The organism is Actinospineispora acaciae DSM 45401, assembly GCF_000620785.1.
GTDB classification, from domain to species: Bacteria; Actinomycetota; Actinomycetes; order Mycobacteriales; family Pseudonocardiaceae; genus Pseudonocardia; species Pseudonocardia acaciae.
In genome coordinates this window covers 1,318,383-1,338,690 of record NZ_JIAI01000001.1, presented here as the reverse complement: position 1 = coordinate 1,338,690, position 20,308 = coordinate 1,318,383, and the positions used below count along the sequence as shown (strand labels likewise).

The window sequence follows — 20,308 nt, the reverse complement described above, 5'->3', positions numbered from 1 at the left end:
AGGGAGGTCCGATGGGCGCACGGATGACGAACCCGGCACAGGTACTGCCGGGGGCGATGGAGGCGATCCGCGAGCTGGCCAAGGTGGCGCAGTCCAGCGGCGTGCCGAGCGAGACGCTGGAGCTGGCCCACCTGCGCGCGAGCCAGATCAACGGGTGCTCGTTCTGCGTGGGGCTCGCCGGGCGGGGCGAGAAGGTCGACCAGCGGCTGTGGTCGGCGGTGGCCTGGCGGGACGCGCCGTTCTACACCGAGGCCGAGCGGGCCGTGCTGGCGCTGGCCGAGGCGATGACCCGGCTGGCCGACGCGGGCGACGCCGTCCCTGACGAGCTGTGGGACGCGGTGGCCAAGCACTACGACGAGCGGCAGCTCGCCGGCCTGGTGCTGTGGATCTCGATCACGAACCTGTTCAACCGGATCAACGTCACCACCCGGCAGCCCTCGGACGCGACCCTGCCGGCGTGATCACTACGGGCTCCACAGGGAGAACGCCTCTCGGACCTCGTCGGGGGAGTGGGCGAGGGCGGCCCGGTCGGGCTCGGCCGCCGTGACGTCCGGGAGGTGGACGACCAGGTCGTAGGCGTCCAGGGGGCGGACGTCCGAGTAGGCGTTGCCGATGCGCTGGCAGGTTGTGGTTCGCACGGCGTCGGCGTCCGCCGGGGACAGCCGACGCATGTCGGTGACGAACGGGCCTTCGTGGCTGGCCGCCATGAGCGAGTCCAGGCTGCCGGGCCGGGGTGGCTCCATGTCGGTGAACAGCGTGCCGGTGTAGAAGTCCGGCGAGGTGTTGAGGGTCGAGCCGCTGGCCATGGTCGTCCCGATGACCAGGTAGTCCGCGCCGAGCCGGTCGGCCAGGTGCATACCCATCGGCGTCGCCGGCGCCATGCCGGGCATCGGGGCGACGGGCCAGCGCTGGATGTGGCCGTTGTGGGCGGCCAGCACGATCCGGTCCTCCCGGCGCAGGACCCACTCGACGGTGTCCGCGATCGCCGCGTCGCGGTTGACCATCGCGCCCTGAGCATCACCGCGCGCCATCGCGCGCATCCCCGCCTCGATGGCGACGGTCAGCCGCAGCGAACGCAGCGCGCGCTCGTAGGACTCACCGGTCGTCCGCCTGGCGTACTCCAGGCGCCGTCCGGTCATCCGCGCGGTCAGCTCGGCAAGGCCCGCCGTGAGCGCGTCCCTGGTCTCGGGGGAGAGGTTGCCGTACGCGGTGAGGGCGGCCTGGAGCGAGAACGCCGACGGCGCCGCGAACGACGCGGCGGTGGCCCGGATGCCGGGGTCCACGTTGAAGTCCGGATCGGCCCGCGCCAGGTAGGCCAGCGTCGCGTCCAGGCTGGGCAACAGCGACACGTTCGAGCCGGACAGGTCGATGCCGTAGAAGCCGACCGGCCGCGCCGCCGTGCGGTTGTGCTCGCGCATCCACTCCAGGTGGGCGCGCACCGGGGTCCACAGCCCCATCAGCGACGTCACGCCGTTCGCGAGAACGTGGTCGAGATCCTCCCTACCGCCTCGGACCCAGCTGTCGACCAGCCAGCCCTCGGTGAACCCCGTCTCCATCGCATACGCGCCGAACCCGTGCCGTTCGACCAGGTGGCGCACCAGCCGATGGCGGAGCCGCAGGAACTCGTCGTTGTAGTGCGCGCTCTCGCCGATCGCCACCACCCGCGCGTCACCGATCGCCTCGTCCAGCCACCCGAGGTCGTCCAGCGAAACGACCGCCGCGTCGCTCAACCGGGCCTGCATGTCCACCCCCGCCATCTGTTTCCAATTTTGGGAACGGTACCAGACATGGGATCGTGGCCCCGTGGACAGACTTGAGCTGCTGCTGCACCCGGTGCGGCTGCGCATCGTGCAGGCCATGCACGGCGGGCGGGAGCACACCACCTCGGAGCTGTGCGCCCGCCTGCCCGACGTCCCCAAGACGACCGCCTACCGGCACGTCGCACTCCTGGCCGAGGGCGGGGTGCTGGAGGTCGCCGGCGAACAGCGGGTGCGCGGCGCCGTGGAGCGCCGCTACCGGCTGCGCACGGACCGGGCGGTGATCGACGCCGAGGACGCCGCGTCCATGTCGCTGGACGACCACCGCCGCGCGTTCGCCGCCGCGATGGCCGTGCTGCTCGCCGAGTTCGACGCCTACCTCGACCGGCCGGTAGCCGACCCGATCACCGACCGGGTCGGCTACCGGCAGGGGGTCCTCTGGCTCGACCCCGACGAGCTCACCGAGATGATCACACGACTGCGCGAGGTCTTCGCGTCCACCAGGGACAACAAGCCCGCGCCCGGGCGCCGGCCGTACCTGGTGAGCCCGATCTTCTTCCCGCGCGCCGACGGCTAGACGTAGTCCTTGTACTTCTCCAGGAAGCGGACCGGCTTGGACAGGGCGTCGCGGCGGAACGGGTCGCCCAGCTCGCGGGTGCACATGATCTCCAGCACGGTGGTCCGGCCGGCGTTCATCTGCGCGTCGACGGCCTTGCGCAGCGCCGGGCCGACCTGGTCGAGCCGGTCCACCACGATGCCGTCGGCGCCCATCGCCCGCGCGATGCCGGCAAAGCTCTCACTCTCCAGCTCGCCGGCGACGAACCGGCGGTCGTAGAAGTCGACCTGGTTCTTCTTCTCCGCGCCCCACTGCCGGTTGTGGAACACCACCGCGGTCACCGGCAGCTCGTGCCGCACCGCGGTCATGATCTCGCCCATGCTCATGCCCCAGGCGCCGTCACCGGCGTACGCGATCGCCGGCCGGTCCGGAGCGGCGGCCTTCGCGCCGATCACCGTAGGAAGCGCGTACCCACAGTTACCGAAGCTCATCGGGGCCAGGAAGCTGCGCGGCTCCTCGAAGCGCAGGTAGCTGTTGGCGATCGAGTTGATGTTGCCGATGTCGGTGGAGACCATCGCACGGGGCGGCATGGCCTTCTCCAGCTCGCGCAGCACCTGCCGGGGGTGCAGCCACTCGCCCGGCTCCCCGTTCTGCTCGTCGATCATGTCCAGGCTGAACGGGTCGGTCTCGTGGATCCAGCCGGTGAGCTCGGCCTCCCAGGCGTCCTTCTCCGCCTTGGTGGTGGCGGCGCGCTGCTCGCGGGTGGCGTCGCAGGCCAGCGTGCGCCCGGCCAGCCGCTCGGTCAGCGCCGTCGCGCTCGCCCTGGCGTCCCCGCAGATACCGACGGTGATCTTCTTGACCAGGCCGAGCATCTTGTGGTCGGCGTCGATCTGGATGATCTTCGCGTCGGTCGGCCAGTACTCCATGCCGTACTGCGGCAGGGTGCCGAACGGGCCGAGCCGCGAGCCCAGCGCGATCACCACGTCCGCCTTCGAGATCAGCTTCATGGCGGCCTTCGAGCCCTGGTAGCCCAGCGGGCCGCACCACTGCGGGTGGCTGGCCGGGAACGAGTCGTTGTGCAGGTAGCTGTTCACCACCGGCGCGCCCAGCCGCTCGGCCAGCTTGACACACTCCGCCACGCCGTCGGACATGACCACGCCGCCACCGGAGATGATCACCGGGAACTCGGCGGTGGCCAGCAGCTCGGCGGCCTCGTTGAGGCTGGACTCCCCGCCGGGGCCCCGGTCCAGCCGTTGCGGCTCGGGGATCTCCGAGACGGTCTCGCCGTAGAAGAAGTCTCTCGGGATGTTCAGCTGGGTCGGGCCGATCTCGGACATGGCCCTGTCGAAGGCGCGGCCGGTCAGCTCGGCCATCCGCTTCGGGTTGTTCACGTGCGCCTGGTACTTGGTGAACTCCTGGAACATCGGCAGCTGGTTGGCCTCCTGGAAGCCGCCGAGGCCCATGCCCATGGTGCCGGCCTCCGGCGTCACGATCACCACCGGGCTGTGCGCCCAGTAGGCGGCGGCGATCGCGGTGACGCAGTTGCTGATGCCGGGGCCGTTCTGCCCGATCACCACGCCGTGCCGGCCGCTGACCCTGGCGTAGCCGTCCGCCATGTGGGCGGCGCCCTGCTCGTGCACGACCGGGACCAGCCGGATGCCGGCGGGGGCGAAGATGTCCATCGCGTCCATGAACGCCGAACCCATGATGCCGAAGATGTCCACCACACCGTTGGACACCAGGGTCTCGACGAAGGCCTCCGACGGTGTCATCTTCGTCGGGCCGCTGGCGACGGTTCGGCCGTCGCCCGTCTTCCGCTCCGCCATGGTTTGCGCTCCTTCGCCAGGATTCGGGACGTGAAGTTCCTGAAACTGAAACTAGGGGAACGGTAAGCCAGCCAGGCGGCTCGGTCAACGCGAGATTCGAAGAAACGAGACACTGCGTGCTAAGTTTCGGAAGCAGTAGCCGTGAGAGGGAGGCGATGTGGACAGGGTCGTTGAGCCGGACCCGGCCGGCGTGAACGGCGACACCCCGACCTTGCGGCTGTTCTCGCTGCTCGAGCTGATCGCCGCCAAGGAGCAGCTGGTGACGCTGCAGGGCCTGGTCGAGGAGACCGGCCTGCCCAAGCCGACGCTGCACCGGATGCTGCAGCAGCTGGAGGCGGCCGGGCTGCTGGTGCGCCAGGCCGACGGCCGGCACTACGGCGTCGGCACGCGGCTGCACCGGCTGGCGGAGAACCTGCTGCTCAACGCCACGCATCACGGCGCGCGGCACGCCGTGCTCAGGCACCTGGTGGAGGAGCTGGGGGAGACCTGCAACCTCACCGCGCTGTCCGGCAGCGAGATCGTCTACCTGGACCGGGTGGAGACCTCCGAGCCGCTGCGGGTCTACCTGCGCCCCGGGTCGCGGGTGCCGCTGCACTGCTCGGCCAGCGGCAAGATGATCCTCTCCCAGCTCAGCCCCGGCCAGCGCCGCAAGCTGCTCGGGCACGCCCCGCTGCGGCCCTACACGCCCAACACGATCACCGACCTGGACGCGCTGGAGTCCGAGCTGGCCCGCATCCGGCGCGACGGCTACGCCCTGGACGACGAGGAGTTCCTGTCCGGGCTGTTCTGCGTGGCCGTGCTGGTGCCCAGTGCCGCCGGCCGGTCGAACCTGGCGGTGGCGGTGCAGGCGCCGGTGATGCGGCTGACCGTGGACAAGGCGCTGCAGGTGCTGCCCGCGCTGCAGCGCGCCGCCGAGGCGTTCGGCGAGGTCGAGCGCCCATGACCGACGGTGGTCCCGACATCCGGATCTCGGTGCGCGAGGCGTTCGGCATCGACTCGAACCTGCTGGTGCCGGCGTTCGCCGAGGGCTCCGAGTACGACGAGCACGTGCCCGAGGTCGACGACGCCTACCGGTTCAACCCGGACGTGACGCTGGCCCTGCTCGCCGGCTTCGCCCACGACCGGCGGGTGCTCGTGCAGGGCGCGCACGGCACCGGCAAGTCCACCCACGTCGAGCAGGTGGCGGCCCGACTCAACTGGCCGTGCGTGCGGGTGAACCTGGACGGGCACGTCGGCCGGCTGGACCTGGTCGGCAAGGACGTGGTGACGGTGCGCGAGGGCCGGCAGGTCACCGAGTTCCGGGAGGGCATCCTGCCGTGGGCGGTGCGCCGGCCGGTCGCGCTGGTCTTGGACGAGTACGACGCGGGACGCCCGGACGTCATGTTCGTCATCCAGCGGCTGCTGGAGCGCGACGGCAGGTTCACGTTGATGGACCAGAACGAGGTGCTCCGCCCGCACCCCGGGTTCCGGCTGTTCGCCACCGCGAACACCGTCGGGCTCGGCAACCTCAACGGGCTCTACCACGGCGTGCAGCGGCTCAACCACGCGCAGATCGACAGGTGGAACATCGTCGCCGCGCTGAACTACCTGCCGGCGGCCGAGGAGGTCGCGATCGTGCGGGCCAGGGTGCCCCGGCTGGCCGACGAGCGGGGCCGGCGGCTGGTGGCGTCGATGGTCGCGGTGGCCGGGCTGACCCGCGCGGGCTTCCGGGCCGGCGACCTGTCCGCGCTGATGTCGCCGCGCACGGTGATCACCTGGGCGGAGAACACCGAGATCTTCGGCGACGTCGCGCTGGCCTTCCGGCTGTCGTTCCTGAACAAGTGCGACGAGGCGGAGCGGCCGCTGGTCGCGGAGTACTTCCAGCGCTGCTTCGACGGCGAGCTGGAGGAGTCGGCGCTGCTCGCGGCGTCGGCGTGAGCCCCGGGGCCGTGCGTCTGGAGGAGCTGTGCGAGGCGGTGGTCCGCGCGCTCAGCGGTGATCCGGGGGCGCGCGGTGGGCTGGACGTCACGGACGCGGGTTCGGCGCGCGGGGTGGCGGACGGCAGGGGGCTGCGGCTGGGCCTGTCCGACCCGGAGCTGTACGGGCGGCTGCGGCCCGACGGCGCCGTGGAGCGCCTGGTGTTCGAGATGCTGGAGCAGTTCCGGGTGGAGGCGTGCGCGCCGGGCGCCATGCCGGGCCTGGTCCGCAACCTGCGGCACCGGCACGAGCGGTGGGCGCTGGCCAGCCACCACGACGGGCTCACCGAGACCGCGCGCGGGCTGCTGCTGTACACCGTCGCGCAGGTCTGCCGGTCCCGGATCACCGGCGAGCCGGTGGTGGCCGAGACCGAGGACCTGATCGAGGCCACCCGCGCGGCTCTGGCGCCCAGGCTCGGGGGCGACCTGGCCGGGCTGCGGCGGCACCGGGGAGACCAGGCCTTGTTCGCGAGGCATGCCCGGTCGGTCGCGGCCGAGGTGGCGGGGATGCTGCACGGCACCGAGGACGAGGAACAGGACGAGGGCGCCTCGGGCCTCGCGGTGCTGCTCGACCAGATGCCCGACCTCGGTCACGAGGCCGTCGGCGTGGCGGCGGGCGGTGCCGGCCGGGCGGTGGCGCCGGGCTCGGGCTACCGCGTGTTCACCACCGCGTACGACCGGGAGCGGCCGGCGGCGGGGCTGGTACGGGCGGAGGTCCGAGGCGAGCTGCGGGAGCGGCTGGACGGGTGCGTCGCGCGACGGGGGGTCAACCTCGGGCGGGTGGTGCGCGAGCTGACGGCGGCGCTCGCCGCGCCCACCCCGGACGGTTGGGACGGCGGCCAGGAGGAGGGGTACCTGGACGGGCGCGCGCTGGCGCGGCTGGTCAGCTCGCCACTGGACCACCGGGTGTTCCGCCTGCCTCGGACCGAGCCGGCGGCGGACGCGCTGGTCACCTTCCTGATCGACTGCTCCGGCTCGATGAAGCGGCACGCCGAGGCGGTCGCGGTGCTGGTCGACGTGTTCGCCCGCGCGCTCGACCTGGCCGGCGCCCGGTGCGAGGTCCTCGGCTTCACCACCGGCGCCTGGCACGGCGGCCGGGCCAGGCGGGACTGGCTGCGCGCCGGCCGCCCCCGGCATCCGGGCCGGCTCAACGAGCGGCTGCACCTGGTGTTCAAGGACGCCGAGACGCCATGGCGCCGCGCCCGCCGGGACATCGCCGCGCTGCTCAAGCCCGACCTGTTCCGCGAGGGCGTCGACGGCGAGGCGCTCGCCTGGGCGGCCGCGCGCGCCCGCTCCCGGGACGAACGCCGGCGGCTGCTGTTCGTCCTCTCCGACGGCAGCCCCGCCGACGGCGCCACCGCGCTGGCCAACGGCGAGCGCTACCTCGACCGGCACCTGAGACACGTCGTCGCCGGCCTGGAGCGGGACGGCTCCCTGGAGGTCTACGGCCTCGGCGTCGGCCTGGACCTGAGCCCGTACTACCGCCACCGCCGCGCCCTGGACACCGACTCCGGCCCCGGCGTGTTCCGCGAGGTCCTCGACCTGGTCGCCCGCCGCTGATTCTCACTTTATGCACATCGCTGGCGAAACCTAGCGACGTTGGTTTCATCGGTGGATGCTCCCCGCGTGACTCGCTACGGGGCAACGCCGTGGTCGTGGTACCTCCGGCTCTGGCTGGCCAAGCTACGCGGTGAACGCGCCTCCCGGAAGGCGCGCGGGCGGCGACAGACCGTTCAGGAAAGGGACCGGTCATGAGCCGCGCGCGCCGAGGGCCCGGGCCACCGGGACACCGGCTCGCGGGCCGGCCCCGGCGCGAGCAGGCTCCAGCCGACCACGATGAGCGCGTTGAGGCCCATCGACACCAGGCCGGTGCTGACCCCGCCCAGGCTCACGTCGCCCAGGTACAGCGCGATCGCCGCCACCACGCCCACGACCATGCCGGTGGCCACCGCGTCCGCCCGCACCCGCCGCGCGAACAGCACCGCCAGCCACCCGGGCACCACCTGCGCCAGCAGGTTGTACGTCAGGTTCAGCACGGTCAGCATCAGCGTCGAGGCCACCAGGGTGAGCACCGCCGCGAGCACCAGGAACCCGCCCACCACGACGACCGTCCAGCGGCGCTGCGCCGAGGCCGGCACATGCGGCACCAGGTTGCGGCTGACCAGCCCGCCGATGGCCAGCGCGGTCGCCGACAGCACCAGCACGCCGGACAGCGCCGCGCCGGCCGCGACCAGGCCGAGCAGCCACTCCGGCAGCAGTGAGCGGGCGGTCACCATGAACACCGTGTTGGGATCGGCCAGCCCGGGATGGTGCGTGACGCCGTAGTACGCCGCCAGCACCAGGAACGGGTAGATCAGCATGTACAGCGGCATCCACACGATGGAGCTCTTGACCGCGCGCTCTGACCGGGCCGGGAACACGTAGGCCCCGCCGAACCCGAGGTAGAACACCACGCTCTGGAACAGGATCGTGGTCATCGCGAACAGCAGCGCGGACCCGCCCATGGTGGTCTGCGCGGGCGCGAGCGCCTCGGGACCGGAGACCTTCGCCGTGCCACCGGCCGCGAGCACCGCCGCCAGCCCGACCAGCACGACACCGAGCAGCATGAACACGTCCTTGAGGATGGACACGAACGCGGGGGAGCGGATGCCGGACACGGCGATGTAGACGAACGCGATGACGCCGGCGAGGATCACGCACTGCACCGGGGTCAGCCGCAGCCCGAGGTTGCTCAGCACCACCTGCAGCCCGATGAACTGGTACTGGCCCCAGGGCACCAGTGCGATCAGCAGCGTCACGCAGGTGATCAGCTCCAGCGCCCGGCCGCCGCCGAAGTGCCTGGTGAACACGTCCGGAACCGTCATCGCGTCGTAGTGCTTCGCCGCCCGCCACAGCAGCGGCGCCACGAAGTAGCCGATGGAGTAGGCGAGCAGGATGTAGCCGAGGAACCAGATCCCGTAGCTCGCGCCCTTGGCGTAGATCCCGGCCGGGAACCCGATCATGGTCCCGATGCTGTACACCTCGCCGACGGCCAGGAAGTACACCAGCCAGGCTGGGAACGACCTGCCGCCGACCAGGAACTCCGAGATCCCGCCGCCCCGCGTGACCCGCCCGGCCCACAGCGCCAGCAGGACCGACGCCGCCATCACCACCGCCACGATGAGGATCAGCATCACCTGTCCTCCTTCGGGTAGTGCGGGCTGTCGAAGAACCGCCAGCTCACCCAGAGGCACAGCGTGGTCAGCGGGAAGCAGCAGAACATCCAGAAGAACAGCAGCGGGATGCCCAGCACCGACACCGACGTGCCGGACACCAGCGGGATGCCGAGCAGCACGGCCACGGCCGGGATCCCGAGGCCGATCAGGACGCTGGGCCAGCTGCGGATCATCGCTGCCAGACCACCCGTCCGCCCACGACGGTGGCGTCCACCGTCAGCTCCCGCAGGCGGTCCGGCGGCACCGTCGTCGGGTCCTCGGACAGCACCGCCAGGTCGGCCAGCTTGCCGACCTCCAGGCTGCCCTTGACGTCCTCCTCGCCGGCCAGGTACGCGGCGTCGATGGTGTACCCGCGCAGCGCCTGCTCCGGCGTGATCGCCTGCTCCGGGCCGAGCGGCACGCCGCCGCTGGTCATCCGGTTGACCGCGCACCAGATGCCCTCCATCGGCGGGACCGGCGTGACGGGGGTGTCCGAGTGCAGCCCGAACCGGACGCCTCGGGACCGGGCGGAGGCCAGCGGGCTGATCCGGCGGGCGCGCTCGGGTCCGAGGAAGACGTCCCGGTGCCGGTCGCCCCAGTAGTAGACGTGCTTGATGAAGAAGGACGCCAGGATGCCGTGCTCGGCCATCCGGTCCAGCTGGTCCTCGCGGGCCGTCTGGCAGTGCTCGATGCGGTGCCGCCGGCCGGTGCCCCCGGGAGCGCCCAGCCTGGCGTAGCCGTCGATGATCGCCTCGATGGCGGCGTCGCCGTTGCCGTGCACGGCCACCTGCCAGCCGGCGGCGTCCAGCGCGGCGATCCGCCGGCTCAGCTCGCCGGGTTCGAGCAGCATCATGCCGTGCTCGTCGGGCGCGCAGGCGTAGCCCTCGGCGAGGCAGCCGGTCCGGCCCTGGATCGAGCCGTCGGCCACGATCTTCACCCCGGTCATCCGGAAGCCGTCGGTGTCCCCCGCGCGGTCGGGACCCACCGGCCGGCCCTCGGTGAGGCCCGGCACCCGGTTGTGGATCAGGTAGCCGCGGACCCTGGTGCGCAGCCGGCCCTCGCGGGTCAGCAGCCGGTAGGCGTCCAGCTCGCCCTCGCCGCCGACCAGCCCGATGCCGGTGTCGTGCACCGAGGTCACGCCGTTGGCCAGGTACTCGGCGTCGGCCCGCAGCAGCGCCTCGGCCATGAAGTCGGTGCCCCTGGCCGGCAGCGCGGAGTTGGCCAGGAACGCGGCGGTCTCCACCAGCAGGCCGGTCGGTTCGCCGCGCTCGTCACGGGCGATCACCCCGCCCGGCGGGTCCTCACTGGCCGCGCCGATACCGATCGCCCGCATCGCCGCGCTGTTGACCACGCAGAAGTGCCCGCTCACGTGGGTGAGGATCACCGGGTTGCGCTGCGACACCGGGTCCAGGTCGCCGCGGGTGGGGTGGCGGTTCTCCGCGAGCAGCGTGTCGTCGTACCGGTAGCCCGTGATCCACTCGCCGTGCCCGCGGTCGCGCACCGCCTGGCGGACCCGTTCCACGATGTCGCCGATCGCGTCGTTCGGCGGGCTGCCGGCGTCGACCGGGGCGGCCAGCGCCATGCCGAAGAACGTCGGATGGTTGTGCGACTCCACGAAGCCCGGGATCACCGTGCGTCCGTTCAGCTCCACCACCGTGGTGCCGGGCCCGACCAGGCCGCCGACCGCGCGGTCGTCCCCGACCGCGACGATCCTCCCGCCGCTGGCCGCGAGCGCGCTCGCCCTGGTATCGGCCCCGTCCAGGGTCAGCACCGTGCCGCCGCGCACGATCAGGTCCGGCTGAACCACGTAGAACCTCCCTGTTCCACGGCCACTGGCTGATCACAGTGCGGCACGACCCGGCCGGGTAGAAGGTCCAGATCCGGCCCGACCGGGGGTACCAGAATGCGGCCTAAGCTTCGGGCGTGCAGGGTGCGAAGCCGCCCGCTGGGACGCAGGCGATCGGCCGGGCGCTGGCGGTGCTGAAGTTGCTGGCCGAGCGGGCCGGCGAGATGGGCACCGCCCGGATCGCCGAGCACCTCGGGCTGTCCTCGGGCACCGCGCACCGGATCGTGCACGCGCTGGCGGCCGAGGGGCTGGTGGCGCACAACCCGCGCACCGACGCCTACTACCTCGGCACCGGCACGATCCTGCTCGGGCAGGCCGCGCAGCGCGGGTTCGGGCTGGACCAGGCGCTGCCGGTGCTCGAACAGATCAACACCGAGACGTCCGAGTCGGTGAACCTCGTGGTCCGGGAGGGCGGCGAGTCGGTGGTCATGCTCCGCGTGCAGTCCACCCTGCCGCTGCGGTTCGAGCAGCATCCCGGCGCGCGGTTCCCGCTCTACACCACCGCGTCGGGCAAGGCGATCCTGGCCCACTCGCCGGACGCGGACGAGTACCTCGCCGGGCTGCCGGAGCGGCTGCCGAAGATCACCGACCGGACGCTGGACACGCCCGCGCAACTGGCCGCCCAGCTCGACGAGATCCGCGCCCGCGGCTACAGCATCGACGAGGAGGAGAACGTCGCCGGCGTGCGCTGCGTCGGCGCGCCGATCCTGGACGCCGACCTGCGCGCGCAGGCGGCGCTGGTCATCCAGGTGCCGACGGCCCGCATGCCGCCACGCCGGGTCCGCGAGCTCGGTGCCCGCGTCGCCACGGCGGCCAAGGAGATCGCGCGGTTCGTCCCGATCGACAGGTTCATGTCCCGCTGAACCCGGCCGGCCCCTTCCCAAAGCGCCCCGCCGCGCCTACCGTGCCCCACATAGTGGTGAGAGCTTCCACATAGTGTCGAGTACGGGAGTCGCCGATGTCGCCGAACACCCAGCCCACCGAGACCGTGTTCACCTGGGCCGCGCCGCCGCTCAAGTTCGGACCCGGCGCGGTGGACGAGATCGGAGCCGAGGTCGCGGCCGCCGGGCACGCCTCGGCGCTGGTCGTCACCGACGCCGGCGTCGGCGCCACCGGCCTCCCGGACCGCATCCGGGACGGCCTGCTGGCGGGCGGGATCAAGGCCGAGGTCTTCGACGGGGTGGCCGTGGAGCCCACCGACCGCAGCATCGCCGAGGCCGTCGAGTTCGCCCGCGACGGCCGGTGGGAGTGCCTCGTCGCGGTCGGTGGCGGCTCGGCCATCGACACCGCCAAGGCGGTCAACCTGCTCACCACCCACCCCGGCGACCTGCTGGACTTCGTCACCCCGCCGATCGGCGCCGGCAAGGCCCCCTGGCTGCCGCTCAAGCCGCTGATCGCCGTGCCGACCACCGCCGGGACCGGCTCGGAGTCCACCACCATCTGCGTGGTCGACCTGCTGGAACGGCACGTCAAGGCGGGCGTGAGCCATCCGAAGCTGCGGCCCACGCTCGCCGTGGTCGACCCGCTGGCGACGGTCAGCCTGCCGCCCCAGGTGACCGCGGCCAGCGGCATGGACGTGCTCTCGCACGCGCTGGAGAGCTACACCAGCGTCCGCTACGACGCCAAGCCCGCGCCGGAGGACGTCATGCGCCGGCCCGCGTTCTGCGGTTCGAACCCGATCAGCGACGTGTGGTGCGAGACCGCGCTGCGCCTGGTCGGCCGCCACCTCCGGCAAGCCGTCCGCGACGGGCACGACCTGGACGCCCGCACCGGCATGGCGCTGGCCTCCACCTACGCCGGCACCGGGTTCGGCAACGCGGGCACCCACCTGCCGCACGCCAACGCCTACCCGATCGCCGGCGCGGTGCGCGACTACCGCGCCGAGGGCTACCCGGAGATGCCGATGGTGCCGCACGGCCAGGCCGTGTCCGCGACGGCGGCCGCCGTGTTCCGCTGGACCTACCCGGCCGACCCGGCGCGGCACCTGCACGCCGCGCACCTGCTCTCCGGCCGGACGTTCACCGAGACCGACGGCGCTGAGGCGCTCGCGCACGTGCTCGGCGAGCTGATGGCGGACATCGGCATGCCGGCCGGGCTGCGCTCGTTCGGCTACACCGAGCGGGACCTAGACACACTGGTCGACGGCACGATGCAACAGACCAGGCAGCTCGCCGTGGTGCCGAGGCCGGTGGACCGCCCGGCGCTCGCCGCGATCTTCCACCGTTCGCTATGACCGCGCCGGCGCAGCGCCGCGAGGTCCGGATGGTGGTGGCCTCCAGCGTGGTCGGCACCACCATCGAGTGGTACGACTTCTTCCTGTACGGGACCGCGGCCGGGATCATCTTCAACAAGCACTACTTCCCCAGCGACGACCCGCTCACCGGCACCCTGCTGGCGTTCGCCACGTTCGCCCTCGGGTTCGTCGCCCGGCCGGTCGGCGGGCTGATCTTCGGGCACGTCGGCGACCGCCTGGGCCGCAAGAAGACGCTGGTCGCCACCATGCTGATCATGGGCGTGGCGACCTGCGCGATCGGCCTGATCCCGACCTACGCCACCATCGGCGTGGCCGCGCCGATCCTGCTGGTGCTGATGCGGCTGGCGCAGGGGATCGCGATCGGCGGGGAGTGGGGCGGCGCGGTGCTGATGGCCGTCGAGTACGCCCCGCCCGGCCGGCGTGGCTTCTACGGCAGCTTCCCGCAGCTGGGCCTGGCGCTCGGGCTGGTGCTCGGCACCGGAGTGTTCGCCGGGCTGGGCGCCGTGATGGATGCGGGCTCGTTCGTGGGCTGGGGGTGGCGGATCGCGTTCCTGCTGTCCGCGGCCCTGGTGATCGTCGGCATGTTCATCCGGCTCAGGGTCATGGAGAGCCCGGCGTTCCGGCGGCTGGAGGCGACCGAGGCGCGGGCCAGCGTGCCCGCGGTGGAGCTGGCGCGCGGTCCGCTGTCCCGGCGGCACGTGCTGCTGGGCATGGGCAGCCGGTGGGTCGAGGGCGTCGCGTTCAACACCTGGGCGGTGTTCTCGATCTCCTACGGGACAGGCACCCTGCGGCTGCCGCAACAGACGCTGCTGGTCTCGGTCATGGTCGCCGCGCTGGCGATGATCGTCTTCATCCCGTTGTGCGGGCGGCTGTCCGACCGGGTCGGGCGGCGCGCGTTGTTCGGCGTCGGCGCGCTGGTCGGCGGCGCCGTCGCGTATCCGGCGTTCGCGCTGCTCGGCACGGGTTCGCCGGCGCTGGTCGGGCTCGGTTTGGTACTGGCCCTCGGCGTGCTGTATCCGCTGATGTACGGCCCGCAGGCCGCGTTCTACGCCGAGATGTTCCCGGTCAACGTCCGCTGCACGGGCATCTCGTTCGTCTACCAGTTCTCCGGGATCTTCGCCTCCGGCCTGACGCCGCTGGTGCTGTCCTACCTGGTCGGGCGCGGCGGCGGTGGCTACTCGCTGGTGGTGGCCTACCTGGCGGTGGCCGCGGTGGTCAGCGCCGTGTGCACCTTCGCCGTCCGCACCCATGACCTGCGCCGCATAGCCGACGCCGAGCGGTCCGGTCAGCCGGCGATGGCGCCCGCCGGGTGAGCCGGGTGCGCGGCGTCAGCAACAGTCGTCGCAGCATTTCCACTCGCAGTTCGGTGCTAGACAGCACCATCGGGAATGGGTCCCGATACGCTCGCATTCACAATACGGCTGGCACAGGGCCGCCGCCTCAGACCTCGGGACGATCCGGTCGAGCAGCCTGTCACTGAGCGTGCTGAAGAGATGAGTCATGCGAAAAGCATGGAGCACTCGTGCATATTGAGAGCACATCGTGCGCATATCGCGAGCACATGTGCGGTGTCAGAGTCCGGCGCGCCGGTCAGGGCTCGCCCAGGACCTCGTCGCAGACCTCGGCGAGCAGCCGGATGCCGGGCACGATCGAGCGCTGCGAGATCGCGGAGAAGCCGATGCGGAAGTGGTGGCGGGGCGGGTCCTCGGTCAGGAAGAAGATGTCGCCCGGTTCGATGAGGATGCCCCGGCGCTCGGCGCGGGCCACCAGGCGGCGGCAGTCCAGCTCCGGCGGGCCGGTCATCCACAGGCTCACCCCGCCCGGCGGGTAGGGCGGTTGGGGCCAGGCCAGGTGGTCGGTCACCGCCGTGCAGGTGGCCGACCATTTGCGCATCAGCTTGGCGCGGTAGCGGCGCAGCGAGCGGTGGTACTCGCCGCTCTCGATGAGCAGCGCGAGCGCGCGCTGCAGGTGGCCCGGCGGGTGGCGCAGCACGTAGCGCCTGGCCTCGCGCAGCGCCCCGGCCAGCTCGCGCGGGCCGACCAGGTAGCCCAGGCGCAGGCCGGGGGAGAGGAACTTGGAGAACGTGCCCAGGTAGACGGTGTCCCCGGTGCCGTCCAGCGCCTTCAGCGCGGGGGTGGGGCTGCCCTGGTAGCGGAACTCGCTGTCGTAGTCGTCCTCGACGATCACGGTGCCCGCCGACGCGGCCTGGCGCAGCAGCTCGCGGCGCCGGCCGATGCTCAGCGTCGCGTTGGTCGGGTGCTGGTGGCTGGGGGTGAGGTAGAGCAGGTCGACGCCGTCCAGGGAGGCGGGCGGGCGCAGGCCGGCGGCGTCGACGTCGATGCCGGTCAGCCGGGCGCCGGTGCGCAGGAAGATGTGCCGCGCGTCCAGGTAGCCGGGGTTCTCCATGCCCACCACCTGGTCCGGGCCGAGTAGCACGCGCCCGAGCAGGTCCAGGCCCTGCTGCGAGCCGACGGTGATCAGCACCTCGTCCGGGCCGGCCTCGATGCCTCGGGCGGTGAGCAGGTGGCGGCGGACCATGTCGACCAGCATCGGGTCGTCCGAGCCCAGGCTGTCCTGCAGGCTGTGGAACACGTGCGGGCGGTAGAGCGCGTCGCGCAGGCAGCGGGTCCACGAGCGCGCGGGGAACGTGGTGACGTCCACCTGTCCGGCCAGGAACGGGTACGGGTAGCGCGCCCAGTCGGCGCGCTTCTCGATGTGCGCGAGGCCGGCGTCGGGGAACCGGCGCACCCGGCCGCCCCAGTCGATCCGGGGTCGGGTGTCGCGCTCCTGCACGGCGCAGCGCGGCCGCATGTCGCGGTTGATGAACAGGCCGCTGCGCTCCTTGCTCTCCACGTATCCCTCGGCCATCAGCTCCTGGTAGGCCAGGTTGATCGTGTTGCGGGAGACGCCCAGGTCGGTGGCGAGCTGGCGCGAGCTGGGCAGCCGGCGCGCCGGGTCGAAGGTGCCGATCGCGATGCCGTGCTCGATCGCGCGCCGGACCTGCCGGTACAGCGGCTCGTCGGAGAACCTGTCGATCTCGATCAACGTACGGGGCATCGCGCCCTCCTCGACGGCGCGACTGGACCCGCCATCGCGCGTGGTTCTGGCCCTGTCGCCGCGCCGGCGCGCGGGTGATCCTCACGGGTATGAGCGTGGCCGTCGAGACTCCGACCCTGCCCGAGTCGTGGCGGGCGCGGGTCGCGGGCCTGGCGCCGACGGTCGCGCTGGCCGACGGCACCGACGAGCGGGCCATCCGCGCGGCCGCCCGGCTGCGCGAGCGCGGCGAGATCCGGCCGCTGCTGGTCGGGTCGGCGTCCGCGATCACGGAAACGGCCGCCGCGCTGGGCGTGCCGCTGAACGAGGACACGATCCTGGACACCGGCACGCTCGCCGGCGACCCCGCGGTGGAAGAGAGAACGACCGACACCGACCCGTTCTCGCTCGCCGCCGCCGCGCTGGCCACCGGACGGGTGGACGCCTGCGTGGCCGGCGCGTCCAGGCCCACCGCCGACGTGCTGCGCGCCGGGCTGCGCATCGTCGGCCTCGCTCCCGGGGTCCGCACGCTGAGCAGCTCGTTCCTGATGTTGCTGCCGGACGGCCGGGCGCTCACGTTCGCCGACTGCGCCGTTGTCCCCGACCCGGACGCCGACGCGCTCGCCGACATCGCCGCCGGCGCGGCCGACACCCACCGCGCCCTGACCGGCGCCCGGCCGGTGGTGGCGATGCTCTCCTTCAGCACCAACGGCAGCGCCTCGCACGCCTGCGTGCGGAAGGTGCGCACGGCCACGGCGCTGGTCCGCGAGCGGCTTCACGGCGTCGAGGTGGACGGCGAGCTGCAGCTCGACGCCGCCCTGGTGGACACGGTCGGCGCGCTGAAGGCACCCCGGTCGCGGGTCGCCGGCCGGGCCAACGTGCTGGTGTTCCCCAACCTGGACGCCGGCAACATCGGCTACAAGATCGCCGAGAGGCTGGCGGGGGCCAGCGCGTACGGCCCGATCCTGCAGGGGGTCGCGCGGCCGCTCAACGACCTCTCCCGGGGCTGCGCCAGCACGGACATCGAGACGATGGCCCTGATCAGCGCCGTACAGGCGGTGGCGTCCCGGTAGCGCCGACCGCCCTTGATACAGTCCTTTCAATATGTGGAAGGACAGCTCGCCGGACGACCGGGGCAAGGTCGCCGGCACCCAGACGATCCTGCGGGCGCTGGCGGTGCTGCGGGTGCTGCGCGACGCCGACGGCGAGGTCGGCGTCACCGAGATCGCCCGCGCCGTGGGCCTGAACACCAGCACCACGCACCGGATCGTGCGCGCCCTGGCCGGTGCCGGCTTCGTGGCCCAGAACGCCCGCACCGAGCGGTACCGCCTCGGCCGGGAGGCGTTCCTGCTCGGCAGCGCGGCCGGGCGCACCCTCGGTTTCGACGCCGCCAAGCCGGTGCTGGAGGAGCTGTCCGAGGCCACCGGGGAGTCGGTCAACCTGGTCATCCGGGACGGCGACGCCGGCCTGGTGGTGGTACGCATTGAGTCGCCACAGCCGCTGCGGTTCACCGAGACCGTCGGCGCCCGCATCCCGCTGTACTGCACCAGCACCGGCAAGGCGCTGCTGGCCTTCGCCATGGACCCGGCCGCCGAGGTCGCCGCGCTCGGCGGGCTGGAGCGGCTCACCCCGGCGACGATCACCTCGCCTGACGACCTCCTCGAGGACCTGGAGCGGGTGCGCCGGCGGGGGTACAGCCACAACCGGGGCGAACGGCTGCCCGGCGTGTGCGGGGTCGCGGCGCCCATCCTCGGCGAGGGCGGCACCGCCACGGCCGCCCTGGCCGTGCAGGGCCCGGAGGTCCGGATCCCCGACGACCGGGTCCCGGAACTGGGCTCGCTGGTGGTCAAGGCCGCCGAGCGGGTGGCGGCGGCGATGTGGTGACGCCGCGCTCGCGCAGCGCGGCACCGACCTGGCTGGGCAGGTCGACCACCGTGGCCCCGGCCGCCCGCAGCGCCGCCACCTTGGACTCGCCGCTGCCCCGACCGGCGCTGACGATCGCGCCGGCGTGGCCCATCCGACGGTCCGGCGGGGCGCTGCGCCCGGCGATGAACGCGACCACCGGCTTGGCCATGTCCGAAAGGTAGGCGGCGGCGTCCTCCTCCATGGTGCCGCCGATCTCGCCGACCAGCACCACCGCCTCGGTACGCGGGTCGCGGTCCAGCTCGCGCAGCGCGTCCAGCGTGGTGGTACCGAGCAACGGATCCCCGCCGATGCCGATGAACGCCGACTGCCCGTACCCCGAGGTGACCAGGCTCATCGCCACCAGCGTGCCCAGGCTGCCGCTGCGCGAGATCACGCCGACCGAACCGGGACGGAAGATGTTGCCGGCGAACCCCGGCATGATCCCCACCGACGCCACCCCCGGCACCACCAGCCCGGCGGTATTGGGTCCGAGCACCTTCATGCCGTGGTCGCGCGCCTCGGCCAGCACGTGCATGACGTCCTGGTACGGCACGTGCTCGGTGAGCAGCACCAGCTTGCGCACGCCCGCGCGCACCGCGTCGGCCGCGGCGGCCCGCACCGACAGCGGCGGCACGAACAGCACGCTGATGTCCAGCCGGTGCCGGCGGGCGGCGTCGGTGACCGAGTCGTAGACGGGCACGCCGTCGACCTCCCGGCCGCCCTTGCCCGGGCTCGCGCCGGCCACGATCCGGGTGCCGCACTCGGCCATCCGCCCGGCCCAGAACGACCCCTGCCGCCCGGTGAGCCCCTGCACGATGACGTTCTCGTCGGTGGTGACCAGCATCAGGCACCCTTCCCGATCGGGGCGGCGGCCGCCACGGCGGCGCGGACCGCGTCGTCCATGCTGTCGTAGGGCTGCAGCCCGAGCCGGTCGCGCACCAGCTCGATCGCCCGTTCCTCGCCGGTGCCGTGGATGGAGAAGAAGATCGGCAGCTCCGGGCGCAGCTCCTCGATGGCGGCGACCACGCCCTCGGTCATCACGTCGGTGCGGGCGAACGCGCCGCAGAAGTTCACCACCAGGCTGCGCACCCGGGGGTTGTCCAGCACCAGCCGCAGCGCGGGGGTGGCCTTGGTGTAGGCGTCGCCGCCGATCTCCAGGAAGTTCGCCGGACGGCCGCCGTAGTGGTTGACCGCGTCCAGGGTGGTCATGGTCAGCCCGGCCCCGTTGGCCAGCACGCCGACGTCACCGTCCAGCTCCATGTACTGCAGGCCCAGCGCGCGCCCGCGCCGCTCCAGCTCCGAGCCGCTGTCGGCCTCCCGCTCGGCGACGTCGGCGAACATCTCCGCGCGACGGGCCAGCGCGCCGGGGTCGATCGAGATCTTGCTGTCCAGCGCGAGGACCTGCTCGGCGGCGGTCACCACCAGCGGGTTGACCTCGACCAGCTCGGCGTCCACGTCGCGGTAGAGCCGGTACAGCGCCAGCAGCACCGCCGCGACCCGGTCCGCCACGGCCGGCGCCAGCCCGTCGAGCAGCGTCCGGGCGTCCGGCTCGGTCAGGCCCGCGCGGATGTCCACCGGCAGCCGCCTGACGAGGTCGGCGTCCTCGACGTCCATCCCGCCGGCGGTGGAGAACAGCACCAGCGGCCCCTTGCTGGCCGGGTCGTTGAGCACCGCCGCGTACAGCTCGTCACGAATGTCCGCGCGCTCCTCCACCAACAGCTCGCCCACCACCGCGCCGCCCACCTCGGCGCCCAGCAACGCGCGTGCCTCTTCGGCGGCCCGCTCGGGGGTGTCGGCGAACCGGATCGCACCGGCCTTGCCCCGCTTGCCGGACGGCACCTGGCTCTTCAACACCACCGGACCGCCCAGCTCGGCCGCTGCCCACGCCGCCTCCTCGGGCGCACGCACCACCCGGCCGGCCGGGATCGGCACGCCGGCCCCCGCGAGCAGCCGTTTCCCCTGATGCTCCAGCAGTTTCACCG

General features: G+C 72.7%; 18 protein-coding genes. 10 read left to right on the top strand and 8 right to left on the bottom strand.

All coding sequences use genetic code 11. The features are described from left to right. Positions 1–11: 11 nt before the first annotated feature. Entirely contained in the window at positions 12–461 is a 450-nt protein-coding gene (locus N912_RS0106485; protein WP_028921807.1) for a carboxymuconolactone decarboxylase family protein, read from the top strand. A gap of 3 nt (positions 462–464) precedes the next feature. On the opposite strand, the gene N912_RS0106480 is transcribed toward N912_RS0106485, so the two are convergent. After that, positions 465–1,757, bottom strand: coding sequence for an erythromycin esterase family protein (locus N912_RS0106480; protein WP_028921806.1), 1,293 nt, complete (start codon positions 1,755–1,757; stop codon positions 465–467). Between the two features lie 46 nt (positions 1,758–1,803). Here N912_RS0106480 and N912_RS0106475 point away from each other — a divergent pair, with 46 nt between their 5' ends. Then, positions 1,804–2,334 carry a helix-turn-helix domain-containing protein gene (locus N912_RS0106475; protein ID WP_028921805.1) on the top strand — a complete coding sequence of 177 codons (531 nt, stop codon included), beginning with the start codon at positions 1,804–1,806 and terminating at the stop codon, positions 2,332–2,334. Here the strand turns inward: N912_RS0106475 and xsc are convergent. Then, positions 2,331–4,139 carry a sulfoacetaldehyde acetyltransferase gene (gene xsc, locus N912_RS0106470; RefSeq protein WP_028921804.1) on the bottom strand — a complete coding sequence of 603 codons (1,809 nt, stop codon included), beginning with the start codon at positions 4,137–4,139 and terminating at the stop codon, positions 2,331–2,333. The genes N912_RS0106475 and xsc overlap by 4 nt on opposite strands. A 157-nt stretch (positions 4,140–4,296) precedes the next feature. On the opposite strand from xsc, the gene N912_RS0106465 reads away from it, so the two are divergent. From N912_RS0106465 to N912_RS0106455, 3 genes are read left to right on the top strand one after another with little or no spacing between them, the layout of a single operon-like run. Next, positions 4,297–5,082 (top strand): IclR family transcriptional regulator, encoded by a 786-nt coding sequence (locus tag N912_RS0106465; RefSeq protein ID WP_028921803.1) that lies wholly within the window; start codon positions 4,297–4,299, stop codon positions 5,080–5,082. After that, complete coding sequence (locus N912_RS0106460) at positions 5,079–6,056, top strand: AAA family ATPase (protein ID WP_028921802.1); 978 nt, start codon at positions 5,079–5,081, stop codon at positions 6,054–6,056. Before N912_RS0106465 ends, N912_RS0106460 begins: the two co-directional genes overlap by 4 nt. Then, the gene (locus N912_RS0106455; protein ID WP_051579754.1) at positions 6,053–7,654 is read left to right on the top strand and encodes a cobaltochelatase CobT-related protein; all 1,602 of its coding nucleotides are present in this window, start codon (positions 6,053–6,055) and stop codon (positions 7,652–7,654) included. Before N912_RS0106460 ends, N912_RS0106455 begins: the two co-directional genes overlap by 4 nt. Before the next feature lie 173 nt (positions 7,655–7,827). Here N912_RS0106455 and N912_RS0106450 read toward each other — a convergent pair whose 3' ends face one another. The 3 genes from N912_RS0106450 to N912_RS0106440 are packed head-to-tail and all read right to left on the bottom strand — an operon-like array spanning position 7,828 to position 11,095. After that, entirely contained in the window at positions 7,828–9,267 is a 1,440-nt protein-coding gene (locus N912_RS0106450; protein ID WP_028921800.1) for a sodium:solute symporter family protein, read from the bottom strand. Next, on the bottom strand, positions 9,267–9,482 hold the full coding sequence (locus tag N912_RS0106445; protein WP_028921799.1) for a DUF3311 domain-containing protein: 216 nt from the start codon (positions 9,480–9,482) through the stop codon (positions 9,267–9,269). Before N912_RS0106445 ends, N912_RS0106450 begins: the two co-directional genes overlap by 1 nt. Then, a complete protein-coding gene (locus N912_RS0106440) occupies positions 9,479–11,095 on the bottom strand; it encodes an amidohydrolase (RefSeq protein WP_028921798.1) in 1,617 nt (538 codons plus the stop codon). The genes N912_RS0106445 and N912_RS0106440 overlap by 4 nt, the downstream gene beginning before the upstream one ends. A gap of 116 nt (positions 11,096–11,211) precedes the next feature. Between N912_RS0106440 and N912_RS0106435 the strand changes: the two genes are divergently transcribed. From N912_RS0106435 to N912_RS0106425, 3 genes are all read left to right on the top strand, one after another. Beyond that, the gene (locus N912_RS0106435) at positions 11,212–11,997 is read left to right on the top strand and encodes an IclR family transcriptional regulator (protein WP_028921797.1); all 786 of its coding nucleotides are present in this window, start codon (positions 11,212–11,214) and stop codon (positions 11,995–11,997) included. Positions 11,998–12,092: 95 nt separating this feature from the next. Continuing rightward, the gene (locus tag N912_RS0106430) at positions 12,093–13,367 is read left to right on the top strand and encodes a hydroxyacid-oxoacid transhydrogenase (protein ID WP_028921796.1); all 1,275 of its coding nucleotides are present in this window, start codon (positions 12,093–12,095) and stop codon (positions 13,365–13,367) included. Then, the gene (locus N912_RS0106425; RefSeq protein WP_028921795.1) at positions 13,364–14,701 is read left to right on the top strand and encodes an MFS transporter; all 1,338 of its coding nucleotides are present in this window, start codon (positions 13,364–13,366) and stop codon (positions 14,699–14,701) included. The genes N912_RS0106430 and N912_RS0106425 overlap by 4 nt, the downstream gene beginning before the upstream one ends. A gap of 277 nt (positions 14,702–14,978) precedes the next feature. Here the strand turns inward: N912_RS0106425 and pdxR are convergent, their stop codons facing one another. Continuing rightward, positions 14,979–16,445: a MocR-like pyridoxine biosynthesis transcription factor PdxR gene (gene pdxR, locus N912_RS0106420; RefSeq protein WP_028921794.1), complete on the bottom strand. Its 1,467-nt coding sequence runs from the start codon at positions 16,443–16,445 to the stop codon at positions 14,979–14,981. A gap of 89 nt (positions 16,446–16,534) precedes the next feature. On the opposite strand from pdxR, the gene N912_RS0106415 reads away from it, so the two are divergent. Together N912_RS0106415 and N912_RS0106410 are read left to right on the top strand one after the other, a co-directional pair. Continuing rightward, a complete protein-coding gene (locus N912_RS0106415) occupies positions 16,535–17,494 on the top strand; it encodes a phosphotransacetylase (RefSeq protein ID WP_028921793.1) in 960 nt (319 codons plus the stop codon). 31 nt (positions 17,495–17,525) lie between these two features. After that, the gene (locus N912_RS0106410; protein ID WP_084210622.1) at positions 17,526–18,305 is read left to right on the top strand and encodes an IclR family transcriptional regulator; all 780 of its coding nucleotides are present in this window, start codon (positions 17,526–17,528) and stop codon (positions 18,303–18,305) included. On the opposite strand, the gene N912_RS0106405 is transcribed toward N912_RS0106410, so the two are convergent. Together N912_RS0106405 and N912_RS0106400 are read right to left on the bottom strand one after the other, a co-directional pair. Then, positions 18,268–19,170, bottom strand: coding sequence for a succinate--CoA ligase subunit alpha (locus tag N912_RS0106405; RefSeq protein ID WP_028921791.1), 903 nt, complete (start codon positions 19,168–19,170; stop codon positions 18,268–18,270). The two genes, N912_RS0106410 and N912_RS0106405, sit on opposite strands and share 38 nt — an antisense overlap. Further along, a complete protein-coding gene (locus N912_RS0106400) occupies positions 19,170–20,306 on the bottom strand; it encodes an ATP-grasp domain-containing protein (RefSeq protein ID WP_028921790.1) in 1,137 nt (378 codons plus the stop codon). The genes N912_RS0106405 and N912_RS0106400 overlap by 1 nt, the downstream gene beginning before the upstream one ends. Positions 20,307–20,308: the final 2 nt, after the last annotated feature.